General features: G+C 39.0%; 18 protein-coding genes. 5 read left to right on the top strand and 13 right to left on the bottom strand.

The features are described from left to right. Positions 1-271: 271 nt before the first annotated feature. From AC27HL_RS03930 to serA, 4 genes are all read left to right on the top strand, one after another. Positions 272-1,714: a peptide MFS transporter gene (locus tag AC27HL_RS03930; RefSeq protein WP_487079062.1), complete on the top strand. Its 1,443-nt coding sequence runs from the start codon at positions 272-274 to the stop codon at positions 1,712-1,714. A 193-nt stretch (positions 1,715-1,907) separates the two neighbouring features. Beyond that, entirely contained in the window at positions 1,908-2,513 is a 606-nt protein-coding gene (locus AC27HL_RS03925) for a 5-formyltetrahydrofolate cyclo-ligase (RefSeq protein ID WP_487079061.1), read from the top strand. Positions 2,514-2,689: 176 nt separating this feature from the next. Beyond that, positions 2,690-3,346 carry a ribose-5-phosphate isomerase RpiA gene (gene rpiA / locus AC27HL_RS03920; protein WP_487079060.1) on the top strand — a complete coding sequence of 219 codons (657 nt, stop codon included), beginning with the start codon at positions 2,690-2,692 and terminating at the stop codon, positions 3,344-3,346. Between the two features lie 93 nt (positions 3,347-3,439). Then, a complete protein-coding gene (serA, locus tag AC27HL_RS03915) occupies positions 3,440-4,669 on the top strand; it encodes a phosphoglycerate dehydrogenase (RefSeq protein WP_487079059.1) in 1,230 nt (409 codons plus the stop codon). Between the two features lie 163 nt (positions 4,670-4,832). On the opposite strand, the gene AC27HL_RS03910 is transcribed toward serA, so the two are convergent. The 4 genes from AC27HL_RS03910 to ribH are packed head-to-tail and all read right to left on the bottom strand — an operon-like array spanning position 4,833 to position 7,189. Beyond that, positions 4,833-5,303, bottom strand: coding sequence for a phosphatidylglycerophosphatase A family protein (locus AC27HL_RS03910; protein ID WP_487079058.1), 471 nt, complete (start codon positions 5,301-5,303; stop codon positions 4,833-4,835). A gap of 2 nt (positions 5,304-5,305) precedes the next feature. After that, the gene (gene thiL, locus AC27HL_RS03905; protein ID WP_487079057.1) at positions 5,306-6,277 is read right to left on the bottom strand and encodes a thiamine-phosphate kinase; all 972 of its coding nucleotides are present in this window, start codon (positions 6,275-6,277) and stop codon (positions 5,306-5,308) included. Between the two features lie 18 nt (positions 6,278-6,295). After that, the gene (gene nusB / locus AC27HL_RS03900) at positions 6,296-6,712 is read right to left on the bottom strand and encodes a transcription antitermination factor NusB (RefSeq protein ID WP_487079056.1); all 417 of its coding nucleotides are present in this window, start codon (positions 6,710-6,712) and stop codon (positions 6,296-6,298) included. A gap of 12 nt (positions 6,713-6,724) precedes the next feature. After that, the gene (gene ribH, locus AC27HL_RS03895; protein ID WP_487079055.1) at positions 6,725-7,189 is read right to left on the bottom strand and encodes a 6,7-dimethyl-8-ribityllumazine synthase; all 465 of its coding nucleotides are present in this window, start codon (positions 7,187-7,189) and stop codon (positions 6,725-6,727) included. A gap of 294 nt (positions 7,190-7,483) precedes the next feature. Between ribH and AC27HL_RS03890 the strand changes: the two genes are divergently transcribed. After that, entirely contained in the window at positions 7,484-7,789 is a 306-nt protein-coding gene (locus AC27HL_RS03890; RefSeq protein ID WP_487079054.1) for a DUF6170 family protein, read from the top strand. A gap of 36 nt (positions 7,790-7,825) precedes the next feature. Here the strand turns inward: AC27HL_RS03890 and AC27HL_RS03885 are convergent, their stop codons facing one another. From AC27HL_RS03885 to AC27HL_RS03845, 9 genes are all read right to left on the bottom strand, one after another. Then, positions 7,826-8,623, bottom strand: coding sequence for an MlaA family lipoprotein (locus AC27HL_RS03885; protein ID WP_487079053.1), 798 nt, complete (start codon positions 8,621-8,623; stop codon positions 7,826-7,828). A 197-nt stretch (positions 8,624-8,820) separates the two neighbouring features. Next, a complete protein-coding gene (locus AC27HL_RS03880) occupies positions 8,821-9,291 on the bottom strand; it encodes a DUF2802 domain-containing protein (protein WP_487079052.1) in 471 nt (156 codons plus the stop codon). A gap of 56 nt (positions 9,292-9,347) precedes the next feature. Beyond that, positions 9,348-9,836 carry a chemotaxis protein CheW gene (locus AC27HL_RS03875; RefSeq protein WP_487079051.1) on the bottom strand — a complete coding sequence of 163 codons (489 nt, stop codon included), beginning with the start codon at positions 9,834-9,836 and terminating at the stop codon, positions 9,348-9,350. A gap of 85 nt (positions 9,837-9,921) precedes the next feature. Continuing rightward, on the bottom strand, positions 9,922-10,740 hold the full coding sequence (locus AC27HL_RS03870; RefSeq protein WP_487079050.1) for a chemotaxis protein CheW: 819 nt from the start codon (positions 10,738-10,740) through the stop codon (positions 9,922-9,924). Positions 10,741-10,744: 4 nt separating this feature from the next. Next, a complete protein-coding gene (locus AC27HL_RS03865; protein WP_487079049.1) occupies positions 10,745-11,521 on the bottom strand; it encodes a ParA family protein in 777 nt (258 codons plus the stop codon). A 9-nt stretch (positions 11,522-11,530) separates the two neighbouring features. Continuing rightward, positions 11,531-12,529: a flagellar motor protein MotB gene (locus AC27HL_RS03860; protein WP_487079048.1), complete on the bottom strand. Its 999-nt coding sequence runs from the start codon at positions 12,527-12,529 to the stop codon at positions 11,531-11,533. Beyond that, positions 12,526-13,272: a flagellar motor protein gene (locus tag AC27HL_RS03855; RefSeq protein WP_487079047.1), complete on the bottom strand. Its 747-nt coding sequence runs from the start codon at positions 13,270-13,272 to the stop codon at positions 12,526-12,528. The genes AC27HL_RS03860 and AC27HL_RS03855 overlap by 4 nt, the downstream gene beginning before the upstream one ends. Continuing rightward, entirely contained in the window at positions 13,265-14,383 is a 1,119-nt protein-coding gene (locus AC27HL_RS03850) for a protein-glutamate methylesterase/protein-glutamine glutaminase (RefSeq protein ID WP_487079046.1), read from the bottom strand. The genes AC27HL_RS03855 and AC27HL_RS03850 overlap by 8 nt, the downstream gene beginning before the upstream one ends. Positions 14,384-14,414: 31 nt before the next feature. Further along, positions 14,415-16,550, bottom strand: a complete 2,136-nt coding sequence (locus AC27HL_RS03845) for a chemotaxis protein CheA (protein WP_487079045.1) — start codon at positions 16,548-16,550, stop codon at positions 14,415-14,417. Between the last annotated feature and the right edge of the window lie 11 nt (positions 16,551-16,561).

The raw sequence follows: 16,561 nt of genomic DNA, 5'->3' as shown, positions 1-16,561 counted from the left end.
CTGCGTGGCGATTAAAGCAACTTCTTATTTACAACTTTAAATTTTATTAGTTTGCTAAATCATGATTAAAAATAACAAAAAGTAAGCAATTGCCCATTCATTCTTTATAGATTACCTGCTCGGGCTTGCCTTTCGAGGCTAGCAAAGGTATAAAACGGGCTGACTAACCCATTTTATACAATTTTGTTCGACAAATTAGTGCATTTAGCGATGAATGCAATCAATCAATAATAATAATTATGGCGTCGAACAACTTATTAAGGAAATTTAAATGACTAAACCAGCAACAGGCACATTACTCGGACATCCGAAAGGGCTATTCCTCCTTTTCGGTACAGAAATGTGGGAACGATTCGGTTACTACGGCATGCGCGCGCTACTAGTACTTTATTTGGTAGCAACAGTTGAAGATGGCGGCTTCGGCTGGACCACAGGTGAAGCACTAGGCCTATATGGTACTTTCACCATGGCTGTTTACCTAACTCCTATGATAGGTGGTTGGTTGGCTGATAACTTTATTGGTCAACGTAAAGCGATTATTTATGGTGGTATTCTATTCTCCGCTGGCTATTTCACTTTAGGTATTCCTAAGTCAATGATAGTCGGTATGGAAGAAACCGTTTTCTACATTGGCTTATTTTTAATTTGTTGTGGTAACGGCTTATTTAAAGCTAACGTTTCAAGTTTAGTGGGTGAACTTTACGAAGATGGTGATCACCGTCGTGATGCCGCCTTTACTATTTTCTACATGGGTATCAACTTAGGTGCTTTCTTATCACCACTAATCGTTGGTTACTTAGGTGAAGAAGTTAACTGGCACTACGGTTTCATTGCCGCAGGTTGTGGTATGTTAATCGGTTTAGCACTGCAACTTACACTAGCTAAAAAATACTTAGGTGAAATTGGTGTTACACCATCAGCACAAAAAGTAAGTCAAGCAAAAGAAGAATTAAAAGCTCGTGCACTAACAAAAGAAGAAAAAGATCGCACTAAAGTAATTTTAATCATGAGTGTATTCTCTGTAATTTTCTGGGCAGGTTTCGAGCAAGCTGGTGGCTTATTTAATATTTACGCCTCACAATTTACCGACCGTAATATTATGGGTTTTGAAGTACCTGCTACTTGGTTTCAATCATTAAATGCTATGTTCATTATTATGCTTGCCCCTGTAATTGCTTCTGTATGGGTTAAAATGGGTTCTAAAGAGCCAACCTCTCCAGTGAAGTTTGCCTTAGCTATGGTGTTTTTAGCATTAGGTTTCTTTGTTATGCTTTGGGCAACTATGGTACAAGGTGGCGACGTTACCATTAAAGTAAGCATGTTATTCTTAGTATTTGCTTATCTTTTCCATACTTTAGGTGAATTATGCTTATCACCAATTGGTTTATCACTTGTTTCAAAATTAGCACCTGTTAAATTCACCTCGTTATTAATGGGTGTTTGGTTCTTCTTTACTGCATTATCTAATAAGCTTGCTGCATTTATTGGTCAATTCGTTGGCGAAGGTGAAGAGCAAGTTGCCAATGCTGGTAACATTTTCTTAGGTGTTGGCTTAGGTGCGTTAATTACTGCTGTGATTATATTCCTTGCATCTAACAAATTAGTTGAGTGGATGCACGGCGCTGAAGGTGATGAAAGTCATGACCTTGAAGGTAAAATCGAAGAAGAAATCGCTGTTACCGGTACGCATGAAGCTATCTCTGAAAAACAGTAAATTAGCTATTTGATTATATAGCTTAAGCTATCTGAAAAACTAAACGGGTAATAACTTAGCTTATTACCCGTTTTTATTTTTCTAAAATATAATAACACTTAATTGTCTCGCCTAAATATAACCACTTTGTTATAAATTAATACCGACTACTACTTTTAATATAAATTTCACTTTCTTTATTAGGCCAAATAGCGTGAATGAGTCAACCAGAGTTCAAATACGTCAGAATATAAGACAAAAAAGATTAGATTTAAGTGCCAATCAACAAAATAAAGCCGCCTTAACTTTACTTAAACATTTTGCAAGCGACCGAAAAATACAGCAATGCCAGCATATTGCACTTTACTTAACCAATGATGGCGAGCTAAATACAGCGCCACTAATTGACTGGTGCTGGCAACACAACAAAAATGTTTACTTGCCAGTTATACATCCGTTTTCAAAAGGGCATTTACTTTTTCTACAATACACTCGAGATACCGTATTAAAAGTAAATAAGTATGGTATTGCCGAACCCAAACTAGATATAACAACAATGGCGTTAGCAAAACAAATAGATATTATTTGTACTCCATTAGTTGCATTCGACAATTCAGGAAATCGTTTAGGTATGGGTGGTGGTTTTTATGACCGTACTTTGCAATCTTGGTATCAAGAATTTCAGCACCAAAAAGATGCTAAGCCATACCCTATTGGTATTGCACATAATTGCCAACAAGTCGATGAATTACCTTGTCAGAGTTGGGATATTCCTCTACCAGAAGTGCTTACTCCACTTAAACATTATAAATTTGTTTAATGGGCAATTGACTTAAACAGCTTATTCATTGAAAGCTTTAATAGGTTATGACATCAACCTATACCTATTGTTATAATATGCAAATGCTATTACTTAGTTTGATGCAAACACCTACCTGTTATTTTACCAATAACACAAAAATATAATTTAACTACTATTTTTAAGAGAACGTTACCATGACTCAAGATGAAATGAAAAAAGCCGCAGCAATTAAAGCGCTAGAATATATTGAAGCAGATACCATAGTTGGTGTAGGTACAGGCTCTACGGTTAATCATTTTATCGACGCCTTAGCGACAATAAAGGATAAAATTATTGGTGCTGTTTCGAGCTCAGAAGCATCAACAGAGCGTTTAAAGTCGCATGGAATTGAGGTCTTTGATTTAAATAGTGTTGACGGTATCGACGTTTACGTTGACGGTGCTGATGAGGTAAATCCTCACATGCATATGATCAAAGGTGGAGGCGCAGCGCTAACTCGCGAAAAAATTGTCGCGGCTGTTGCCAAAACCTTTGTTTGTATAGCTGATGGCAGCAAACAAGTACCAGTGTTGGGCCGCTTCCCTTTGCCGGTGGAGGTTATTCCTATGGCTCGCAGTTATGTTGCTAGAGAATTAGTCAAATTAGGCGGCGACCCTTGTTATCGTACCGGTGTTGTCACCGATAACGGTAACGTCATACTTGATGTGCATAACTTAGAAATAATTGATCCAATTGCACTGGAAAACAACATTAATGCCATTGTAGGCGTGGTTACTAATGGTTTGTTCGCTAATCGTGCAGCAAATGTATTAATAATAGGCACAGCAGAAGGTGCAAAAATAATAAAATAACGCTTTAGAGTTTATACACTATATGATAATTTAGATATCTAGCCATCTAAAAATTCATTTAATAAATGTTTTAGCGAGAGAAGTTAAATTATCATGAGCAATAATTCACTAGCGAAAGAAAAAATTAAGATATTACTTCTAGAAGGCGTACATCAAAGTGCCCTAGAAGAGTTGAAAGCCAAGGGCTATTCAAATATTGAATACCTTAAAACCTCACTTTGCGAAGAAGACCTAATCAAAAAAATTGCCGATGTGCATTTCATCGGCATTCGCTCTCGCACCGATCTTAACCGAAAAGTACTTAGTCACGCTAAGAAACTTGTAGCTATCGGCTGTTTTTGTATTGGTACCAATCAAGTTGACAAAGCAGCAGCACAATCTTTTGGTATTCCGGTATTTAATGCTCCATTTTCAAATACTCGCTCCGTAGCTGAACTCGTATTAGGTGAAACTTTACTCTTATTACGCGGCATTCCAGAAAAAAGTGCGCAAGCACATCGAGGAGTTTGGAACAAATCAGCTGTTGGCTCTGTTGAAGCACGAGGAAAAACGCTTGGTATTATTGGTTATGGCCATATCGGTATGCAACTCGGAATTTTGGCTGAAACTTTAGGCATGAAAGTTCGCTTTTATGATATCGAAACTAAACTGCCATTGGGCAATGCTAGCCAAGCACCAACCATGACAGCGTTATTAAAAGAAGCAGATATCATTAGTTTACATGTCCCTGAAACTCCACAAACTAAAAATATGATGGGCGTAGCTGAGTTTGAAGTGATGAAAGACGGCGTTATTTTTATCAATGCTTCACGCGGCACTGTTGTTGATATTGACGCTTTGGCAGAGGCTTTAGCAAATAAAAAAGTTGCTGGTGCCGCTATCGATGTTTTTCCTATTGAGCCAAAAGGCAATGACGAGGAATTTATCAGCCCACTTCGTGAGTTTGATAATGTTATTTTGACACCACATATCGGTGGCAGTACCAAAGAAGCACAAGAGAACATTGGCCTTGAGGTGGCAAGTAAATTAGCTAAATACTCTGACAATGGCTCGACACTTTCTGCTGTTAACTTCCCTGAAGTGTCACTTCCTGAGCACACAGGCACTAGCCGTTTATTACACATTCACCGTAACCAACCTGGCGTGTTAACACAAATTAACCAAGCCTTTGCTAAGCACAATATTAATATTGCCGCACAATACTTACAGACGGATGATCAAATTGGTTACGTCGTCATTGATATTGAAGCTGAAAACCGTGAATTAGCATTAAAAGAGTTAAAGCAGATTGATGCCACAATACGTGCAAGGCTTTTACACTAATAAAGCAATAGCCAGCACTAAATATTGAGCATCGTCATTCATTGCTATGCATAGCTCCATGACATATCGTTCGTTCTGAACATAAAAAAGCCAAAGATGATATCTTTGGCTTTTTTAATTACGTGTTAGTCGTAATATAAATTATCTATAACAGCCTTTAAGGCTAATAAAAAATTAACATCATACAGGCCCAAGCAGCAACACCAGCTGCTATATCATCGAGCATAATACCTAAACCACCATGGCAGTTTTTATCTAAATACGAGATAGGCCATGGCTTTAAAATGTCAAAAATGCGAAATAGCACAAAACCAACTAAAACGGTTAGCCAACTAACGGGGATCAAATACATAGTGATCATAAAACCCACTATTTCGTCCCACACGATAGCGCCATGATCATGTACGCCAGCATCTTTGGCTGCTTTTCCGCAAATATAAATACCCGCAACACTCATAAATAGCGTTAATAACAGGTAATATAAGCTAGGCAACTGAAGCGCAATAAAGAAAACAGGAATTGCCGCCAAAGTACCAAAAGTTCCGGGCGCTTTCGGTGCTAAACCACTCCCAAAACCTAACGCTAAAAAATGAATAGGATCAGAAAGTTTAAAGTTTTCGGTTGATGCTGGCACGCTTAATCACGTCTCTGAGAAAAATGTTCGAAACTTTTTGCATTAATCGCTACAGGTTTGCTATCAAGTGTCGTCGTTATTTTCTCACTGCCGTTTAACTGCCCAATACAAGTAATAGTATTGCCACTGTTTGCTAGGGCTGTTTCCATACCAACTCGGTTATCTTCAGAAACTGTAAATAATAACTCGTAATCATCACCACCAACGAGGGCAATATCGAACGCTTTTTCCATACCAACGGTGTCACGTAATGCATTCGAAATAGGCAAATCTTCAAGCACGATATTAGCGCCAACTTTCGAAGCGGCACAAATATGTCCTAAATCAGAGATTAAGCCATCTGACAAGTCAATTGCCGAACTTGCATATTCTCGTAACGCCTGCCCTGCTAGAATTCTGGGTGGTGGAAAGTCTAAACTTTTTCGCACTGACTCTTGGTATTCAGGAGCAATATCGACTTCTTTGAAGATACCTTTTAACGCTAATGCAGCATCGCCAATCTCACCGGTAACATAAATCCAATCACCTGCTTTAGCACCAGAGCGCGTAATATGTTTGTCAATAGGCGTTAAGCCCTGAGCCGTCACCGTTATACTTAATGGCCCTTGCGTGGTGTCACCGCCGATCAGCTGAACATTGTAAAATTCGCATAAATCAAATACGCCACGGCAAAATTCTTCAATCCATGGTAAATCGACTTCAGGCATTGTAAGCGCAAGTGAAACCCAACTAGGCTCGGCCCCCATTGCTGCCAAATCAGACAAGTTAACGGCAATCGATTTATGACCTATAGCTCTGGCGCTTGTTTCGTGTGGAAAATGAACACCAGCAACTAAAGTATCTGTGGTTATTGCAATATTTTGACGTTCTGCGGGGGTTACTAAGGCACAGTCATCACCGATCCCAAGTAAAACATCTTTACGTTTAATAGCTTGCTCTGTAAAGAAGCGCTTGATCAATTCAAACTCTTTCATAGTACATCCAACGTTTTATTACTCGTTAGGACGAACGAGTTTAACAACTTTATCTAGTACACCATTAACAAACTTGTGACTGTCGTCTGCGGCGAACGATTTTGCTAATTCAATCGCTTCATTAATAATGACGCGATACGGCACATCATTACAGTCTGTCAATTCATAAACAGCAACACGTAGTATAGCTTTCTCAACATGGTCAACATCGTCGAGAGGACGATCAACATGCGGGGTAATTTTCTCGTCTATAGTACCAACTTGCGCTGAAACGCCACGAAATAGTTGCTGAAAATAAGCAATATCAAAACGACGAGAGCTATTATCAGCTAAAAAGTTAGCTTCAACTTCTGCAATGTCATTTTGACTTAACTGCCATGAGTAAACAGCTTGTACGGCTAGTTCTCTGGCTTTTCTTCTAGGAGATGGTTTCACAAATATATCCTGTTATAACTTATCTAACACGTTAACCATTTCTAACGCGCTTAATGCTGCTTCAGCACCTTTATTACCAACTTTAAGGCCTGCACGGTCAATAGCTTGCTCTATGGTATCTGTAGTAATAACACCAAAGGCAACCGGCATAGTATATTCCATAGCAACTTGCGCTAAACCTTTATTACATTCACCAGCAACAAAATCAAAATGAGGTGTGCCACCGCGAATTACAGCACCAATGGCAATAATGCCGTCAAAACCACCTTTAGCCGCAATTTTCTTCGCTGCTACAGGTAATTCATAAGCACCCGGTACGCGAATTACTGTAATATCATTATCGGCAACATTACCATGACGTTTAAGGGCATCAACAGCACCTTCAAGTAAACTTTCAACAACATAACTATTAAAACGCGAGACGACGATGGCAAATTTCTTACCGGTTGCATCAAAGTTAGCTTCTACGACATTCATTTAAAAATCACCTACTGATAAAAATTGCCGCAATTCTAACAAATTGCAAGCGAGTGCGGAACTCGTTTTAACAAATTTCTCTGATTAGTCACTATGTTTTAACTGTTACTGCCCACTATATGCTTTATATACTTGATTTTAAGACAATTGTCATAAATAGCATTTAAATACTAAAGCACAAATTAATAACTTGCTGGCCATTATTATCGAGAATTCGTCTTGGCTAATAGCGCAAAGCAAGCTAATTTTGTATTATAGCGCCAACTGATATTAGCCTATAGTTTGCAACATACCATGATCTATTTTTCTTCTAATAAAATCCCACAGCTTTCACAGTACAACATACAACAACGACAAGTAATTTTAGCATTAGCTCAAGCAAAGCTTTCAACACCAGAAAAGCTGATATTAAACATTATTAAATTAATGCTGCTGATCCCACCATTTCTCTTTATTGCCAACTTGCAAGGCTTTGCCATTGTGATTTCAATAACTATTGTTTTAATCGCGTATTTCATCTTACTTAGACCCATTATGTTGCACTTTACCCGCAAGCATTTAGATTTAGCGATTAGCCAATATAAAAAAAGCGAACACTAGGTCCGCTTTTTCATTGACTGCCAAAAACTTAAGATATCAAGGCTCTATTTCATCTAACTCTTCTAGGTATGCGTCAATATCTTCTTCTTCTTCATCATTAACCTCAATCGGTGGGTTACCGTCATAAACTTTGTATTGCATATTTTGAAAGTAAGCATTTTTAACAAATTCGTATGGATCAATTGCTTCATTTAAAATAGCTTCTTGATCGGCTAGCGATGCCCTTGCCTCTAAGCCTAAGATGCCCGCACGCACAAGGTTAGGCCAAAAATCGATCACCGCCAAAGGCCAGTAATATCGGTCAACAAAATCACCAACTTCCTCACGAACGGAAGACGGGCCTAATGCAGGAATAACAAGGTAAGGCCCATCACCAACACCATAACTTCCTAAAACTTCACCAAATTCTTCTTGATTTCTGTTCCAGCCAAAATCACTTGCCGGGTCAAAAAAGCCCAATAAACCTATGGTAGAGTTTAAAACAAAACGACCGGTTGATTTTGCTGCATCAGTAAACTTTGCTTGTAATAAGTTATTGATAATGGTCGAAGGTTCATTTAAGTTCAAAGCCATATTATGGACCCCCGTTCTCAAGCCAGTCGGCATATGTTCAACATAGCCTTCTGACGCCGGTTTAATTACATACTTGTCGGCATAATCCCACGTAAATGTCCAAAATGGTCGGTTAATTGACTCTAAAGGATCTTTTGGATCTGAAACCCTTTGCTCTGACGAAGGTGTTGAAGAACACGCAGCTAACAAAAAGGTAAAGATCACCCCTGTAAGTAGTTGAATACTTTTCGTATTCAACGTAAATTTTCTTATTGTATTCACGACAAAATCCTTGAACGATAACATGTACACTATTGAGTATGACCAAAGCAAATAGTTCACTTAAGCCAAACAATAACTACTTGCCAGCATAACATGGACAACTGGTTGATAGCATTAATAGATTTGTATAAAAAACGTAAAAACACAACAACGTATTTTCAGTGAAATTAGCTATGTTAAAAACTAACGTTTAATGACTAACGATGAGATGACTGTTGTCGATGCACGGCAAGTAACATTTCAGCTTCTGGCCGAGGAATATCACACTCACGCATAATTTCATCTATATCGGCCCCCAACTCAACTAACTTTTGTGCTCGTGAATAGAGTTTATCTTCAGGTTGTTGATGTAATAATTGTTCGATTGTCTGAAATTGTGTAGAGAATTGCTCTTGTGTTGATTTAATACGATGTTCTAACTGCTTTGAAACTTGCTCATTTTCTCGCTGAAACTCAGTACAAGATTGTTGCTGTTGTGCGAGTTTTTCTTGCAATTCTGCAAGTGAACTTTGTAGCTCAAGCAACATTAAAGCTTGGCTTTGTGATACTTTAGTTAATTCGGCCACTTGTGCTGACAAGCGATTTTTTAATGCAAGTAACACTAATGCCACTAACATCACTAAAAACAAAGCAACAATACTAATCACATTGGCAGAAATATTTTCCATAACAATCAAGAGTACAACTCAATAAAAAAGCCTGTTAATACAGGCTTTAACTTATCTTAGAATTGTTTTAACTCATCCCATTCAGCATCTGACAGTAATTTATTCAAGTCTACTAAAATTAATAATTCACCTTCACGGTTTGACACGCCTTGAATATATTTAGCACTTTCATCGTTACCAACATTTGGTGCTACATCAATTTCAGATGTTTTTAAGTAAACAACCTCAGCAACACTGTCAACTAATATCCCAATCACTTGGGTTTCAGCTTCAATAATAACAATACGGGTATTATCTGTTAACTCAGCACTTTCCATACCAAAACGAGCGCGTGTATCAATAACGGTAACAACATTACCGCGCAGATTAATAATTCCCATAACATATGAAGGTGCGCCGGGTACTGGAGCTATTTCAGTGTAACGCAGAATTTCTTGAACCTGCATAACATTAATGCCGTATGTTTCATTGTCGAGTTTAAACGTTACTCGTTGAACAACTTCATCATTAGTATCTACATTTTCACTGCGTCTTTCATCAGACATACTACTGGCCTCTTTAAATTTTTGTTTTCTGTACGGTAACTTAAACCTTATTTGTTAAGTATACTGACAAGTTTGAATTCATCAATTATTCTTGTGTAATATTCATGCCTTTTTCCAATAACTTAATTAATGAGTCAACATCTATAAGTGCACACATGCGATCTTTAACTAAGCCAGCCAACCAAGGTCGCTTACTTGGAGAATCTAACCATTTAACATCTTCTTGCTTTAACGTTACAGTATCAACCAGACGTTCAGCCGATAAGCCCCAAGCAGAGTCATTAAGCATAATAACGTATTGATAATCTAGTGCTGACAATAGTTCTTCATTGCACTTTTCAGGCATCACCCAACGGGCGGTATCAACTACATTAACCTTTTCGTCACGATGCAACATCACGCCTTTAAACCAATCAGGCTTGCCCACCAATGCCGTTGTTTTATCACTATTATGAATACCGCCTAACTCTATTAAAGGTACAGCGACCGTCAATCCAGCAACATCAAAAAACATCGCTTGAAAATCACCTTGTCGATAATTTTTCTGCTGAGCAGCAGTAAAACCACCTGTGCTTTTACGTGTAATAAGCTCTTTAGCTGTAGTATCAGGTTTTGCTTTATTGCTAATGACTTTACTTGCTTGTAATGACGCTTCATTTTGCGTTTTACTAACAACAAGTTTTTCGGCTTTAGCTTTATTTTCTGTTCTCGCTGTTTTGGCTTGCTCGTCATTACGGCTATCAGCGACACTTGGCAAACTAACTTGATTTAACAATTGCTCAATCGGCTGAGCTTGTTTTTCTTTAACTTGTGCGGGCTTTTTTACTTCAACAGAATCTTCGGTAAGCAGCTCCGACAAGTAGGTCTGCATTAGTTGTTTACTGGCAGCTAAAGACTTCGACATTGAATTACTTACTCACTGATTTCAAATGGACTAAATATTTTAATAAGTTACTGTAAGCTATTATACCACGAGAACTTGCTGCGTAGTCAGAAGGAACTTTTTGAGCAACACTGGCATTACGAAAATTAGTATCAATTGGCACAACCCCTGGCCAAACTGCATCACCATAAAGCTCTTGTAATTTACGGTAAGTCATTAAAGACGCTTTAGTGCGTTTATCAAACATAGTTGGCACTATCGTATATTTAAATGATTGTGTTTGTTCACCTTGCATAATGTCCAAGGTTTTCATCATTCTGTCGAGGCCTTTTAGTGCTAAAAACTCGGTTTGCACAGGTACAATTATGCGTTCACACGCGGCTAATGCGTTGACCATTAATACGCCTAATATAGGCGGGCAGTCAATCAGCACATAATCATATTCATCGGCTATTTTATCCATAGCCTTTTTTAACACTAACCCCATACCGCCTTTATTACCCAGCGAACGATCAAGCGTTGCTAAGCCCATAGTAGCCGGTAAAATGTCAATATTGTCGTAATGGGTTGGACACAAGCTTTGCATGATTTGCTCTTTAGTAGAGACTTGTAAAAACAAATCATAAACACTTAAGTCTAAATCTTCTGATTCAATACCAAAATAATAGCTTAATGACGCATGCGGATCGGTATCAACTAATAATACTCGATAACCTTTTTCCGCCAGTAAGCCGGCAAGAGAGATAGTAGACGTTGTTTTTCCAACACCACCTTTTTGGTTTGCAATTGTCCAAACTACCAATTGAATATCCTATTGTTTATTATCTTCTTCAGTTACCGAATCATTCACATTTTCGTCAGCATTGTCAGCACGAGTTGTGATCCTAATACCGCCATTCTCTAGTCGGATAATTCGAATTTCTTCTTCCGCATTTTTATCAGTATCAACTTGTTTAATTGCTTCAACGTCTTTAACTGAAATAGTCGGGGTAGCCAATAAATTGGCTTTTTCTAAACCATATTTTGATATAGCAATAACTACACGACGATTTTTTGCCCGCCCAGTTGCGGTTGTGTTATCGGCATTGGGGTAATATTGACCATAACCTTCAATTGCCATACGCGCCGGGTTTAAGCTTAACTCTTCTAATACTCGCAAAATTGCCGTTGCTCTAAATACTGACAGTTCCCAATTAGAAGTAAATATTTCCGTCGAAATTGGTTGATTATCAGTATAGCCTCTCACACGAATATAATTTGTAGTACTCGCAATTACTTGATAAATAACAGCCAAAATATCTCTGGCGGCATTGGTTGGTGACGATGAGCCACTTGGAAATAATAAACCACTGTTTAACTCTATCTCTAACCAATCGCCATCAACTTGTAACTGCGCGTAACCAGATTCAACAAGTTCATATAAAGCTTCATGCAATTCTTTTTCTAATGAAGTTAGCGTGGTTCCAACCTGTGCGTCTGAGACATTAGAAAGCGTCACATCTCCTTCAACGAGCTCAGGCCCTGCAACATCTAAAATACCATTGCCAAATAAGCGTTTATTAGTTTTAGAACTATTAACTGGCAATATATCATCACCGTGCCCACGATTTTTTGGTTGTTCTTCATTGGCCTGAAACACTCTGCCGATAGACTCAGTGGCAGTTTCAAACGGCTCTTCATTGATCATAGCCATAGCGTAAAGAACAACAAACAACGCAAAGAGTAAGGTCATATAATCGGCATAAGATACTAACCAACGTTCAACATTGTCATTTTCAACTGAGTGACGCCTTGCACGCAAACGGTTCATTGTTCTAACCGAAACGCCGACAACTTGTTTTCTATAGCATGAGGGTTTTCTGCCGTGGCTATCGCCACTAATCCCTCAGTCATCATTTCACGATACATAGTTTGCTGATGCACTATGGCTTTAATTTTATTCGCTATTGGCAAATAAATTAGGTTCGCAAAACCCACGCCATATATTGTCGCAACAAATGCTGTGGCAATTCCATGCCCTAACAATTGCGGATCTGCAAGGTTTGACATAGCGTGTATTAAGCCAAGGACAGCACCTAAAATACCAATCGTTGGGCTATAGCCCCCCATAGACTCGAAGACATGCGCAGAGCGCAAATTATGTTCACGGTACAAGTCTAAATCTAATTCAAGCGATACTCTCAGGTTTTCAACTTCAACACCGTCAACTAATAAATTTAAACCTTTGTTAATAAAAAAATCATTTTCTTCTTCAGCAATATGCTCAAGTGATAGAAAGCCAGATTCACGTGCTTTTTCAGACCAAGTAACTACAGAGTTAATACCTTGCTCTACATCATACTTAGGCGGCAAAATAATCCACTTCAACAAAGACATAGCATGAATAAATTGACTTTGTGATGACTGCAACATCACCGCGCCAATAGTGCCACCAAAAACAATAATAAATGCGGGTAATTCTAATAATGAGACGATAGCCCCACCATCAATTATAAAACCCAGGTAAATTGCTAAAATAGCAATTATTAACCCTGAGATACTCAATTTATCCATGCTGTATTTCCTTTAGGATTGCAGATGGAATGCTTTCTAATGCCAGGGAGAGTTCTGATATACCTGCAACAGCAACAGCTTGTGGCATACCATAAACCACGCACGACTCTTCATCTTGAGCCCAAATTGTTGCACCTTTATTTTTTAATAATCGTGACCCATCACGGCCATCAGATCCCATCCCAGTAAGAATAATACCTAAAACACTGCCACCAAAAATCTTAGCTGCAGAGCCAAAACTAATATCTACACTTGGCTTAAAAGCAATTCGCTCTGAATCATCTTCTAATATCCTTAGTTTTGGTGCATTTTCTGTACCATCAATAACCATCTGCTTACCACCAGGGGCTAAATAGGCACAACCTGGTTTAAGAACATCACCGGAACTTGCTTGCTTAACATCAATTTTACACAAGGTATTCAAACGGTTAGCAAAAGCCAATGTAAAAGCAGCAGGCATATGCTGCACCATGATTATCGGTAAAGGAAAATCCTTAGGTAATTGAGTAAGAACCTTTTGTAGAGCGACAGGACCACCGGTTGAGGTACCGATCGCCAATAATTTGTACTGTTTTCCAGAACTTTTATGGGCGCTTTGCAGCGGACGCTCTGTTGCTACTTTAATAGCTTGTGATGTTACACTCGTCGTTTTATGCGCTTGTTCATTGCGCGCTCGTGATCGAAAAGTTGATATTCTGGGTAATCTACCCGCCTTTTTGCGGGCAAGTTGCACCACACGTTGACGCAATAAACTGCCGGCATCTTCTGTATTTTTCGCAATTTCATTAAATTTTTTCGGTAAAAAATCTAATGCCCCTGCATCTAGTGCTTCTAATGTCGCTTTAGCACCAGCATGAGTCAGAGAAGAAAACATGATAATAGCCGTTGGTGCTTTCGCCATTATTTGTTTAACAGCATCTATACCATTTAATAACGGCATTTCGATGTCCATTGTAATAACATCGGGTTTCAATGCGATTGCTTTTTCAACCGCATCAATACCATTAACAGCAACATCAACAACTTCAAGATCAGGATCCTTATTGAGAATATCCGTTACTCGGCGTCGAAAAAAACTGGAGTCATCAACCACCAAAACTTTAAAGGACATTTACAATCTCTTTCCTATAGTGATTACGTATTTAGGAACGTAATTTTTTATTCACAATTGATTTTTTCGCGTAATATTTAAGCATATTTGGCACATCAATAATCAAAGCGATACCGCCATCACTCGTGATAGTTGCTCCTGCCATACCTGGTGTGCCATGCAATAATCTGTCAAGTGGCTTAATTACTACTTCTTCTTGGCCTATTAAACTGTCAACAACAAAGCCAACTTGTTGATTACCTAACTGTACGATAACAACGTGGCCGCGGTCTCGTGGTTTATCAACAAAATCACGAACTAACCATTGATCCAAGTAAAACAGTGGAATAGCTTTTTCTCGTACAATAATCGTTAACTGACCATCAACAATATTGGTTGATGTTAAGTCAAGATGGAAAATTTCATTAACAGCCGCTAACGGTAAAGCAAAAGTTTGCTTGCCAACCACCACCATTAACGTAGGCAAGATTGCCAAGGTCAGCGGTACTTTAATCTCAAGTATGGTACCAACGCCCATCTCTGAGTCGATATTTACGGTACCATTAAGCTGGGTGATTTTAGTTTTAACCACGTCCATACCTACGCCACGTCCAGACACTTCAGATATTTCTGTTTTAGTCGAAAACCCTGGCGCAAATATTAAACTAAATGCTTCTTTATCTGGCATGCGTGCTGCGGCATCGGCATCAAGTACGCCACGTTCAATCGCTATTTCCTTAAGCTTTTCAGCGTTCATACCGGCACCATCATCACGAATGGTAAGTAGAATATGATCACCTTCTTGCGAAGCAGATAACACAACCACACCTTCTCGTGGCTTACCGGCAGCCTCACGAGTCGCTGGGTCTTCAATACCGTGGTCAACCGAGTTTCGCACTAAATGCACTAACGGATCAGCTAGTGCTTCAACAAGGTTTTTATCTAAATCAGTCTCTTCACCTTCTAAAACCAATTTAATTTCTTTATTTAAACTGCGCGCTAAGTCACGAACAACACGAGGGAAGCGACCAAAAACCTTTTTAATTGGCTGCATGCGGGTTTTCATCACCGCGCCTTGTAAATCGGTAGTCACTGCATCTAAATTAGATACCGCTTTGGTTAACTCTTCATCTTCTTTTGTCATACCAAGGCTAGTCAGGCGGTTTCTTACTAAAACTAATTCCCCGACCATATTCATAATTTGGTCTAAACGTTTTGTATCAACACGTACCGTAGTTTCACCTTGTGCCGCTGCTGGCGCTGCTTTTTTATCTTTTACAGGTGCTTTATTATCAGCAGGTTTATTTGCCGCGACAGGTTTGGCTGGTGCTTTTTTAGCAGCAGGCACTGCTTTCGGAGCAGCTTTAACAACAGGTTTCGCTTCAGGAACCGATGGTGTAGCAGGTGCTTTCGGCGCTTGTCCTTTACCATGTAATTCATCTAATAAAGATTCAAATTCATCGTCATTGATTTCATCAGAAGAACTCGACGCTGCCGCACTATTACTCGTTGTTGCCACCGCCGGTGAAAATGCTCCTTGACCATGCAATTCATCTAATAAGGATTCAAATTCATCATCAGAGATATCGTCACTGCCCGCGGTACTTACTGTTGCGGCTGGAACTTCTGGCACGGCATTAACGCTTGGTGCACCACCGCCATGTAATTCATCTAAAAGACGTTCAAATTCGTCTTCTGTCATTTCATCATTTGAACTTGATGTTTGCTCTTCTTGCACGGGCTCAAGCTCAGCAACAGGTACCACAACATCTTCAACAACGGCTGCTGGCTCGTTACCTTCTGGTTCTGATAATCGATGCAATTCAGCTAATAATTCTGGATCGGCAGTTGAAAGCGGCTCTTGGTTTTGTACTTGCGCAAACATTTCGTTAATAGTGTCTAACGCTTGTAAGATAACGTCCATCAATTCAGATGTAACAGCACGCTGGTTGTTTCTTAAGGTATCAAAAACATTTTCAGCACCATGACAAGCATCAACTAACTCAGTTAAGGATAAGAATCCAGCTCCGCCTTTAACGGTATGAAAGCCCCTAAAAATTGCATTTAGTAAATCGGCATTATCAGGATCATTTTCAAGTTCGACCAATTGCTCCGACAAGCTCTCAAGTATTTCTCCAGCTTCGATTAAAAAATCCTGAAGAATTTCTTCATCTTGTTCAAATGACATTCAGTAACTCC

The organism is Colwellia aquaemaris, assembly GCF_057548755.1.
The sequence above is the reverse complement of the archived record's forward strand: the minus strand, read 5'-3'. Positions and strand labels throughout refer to the sequence as shown.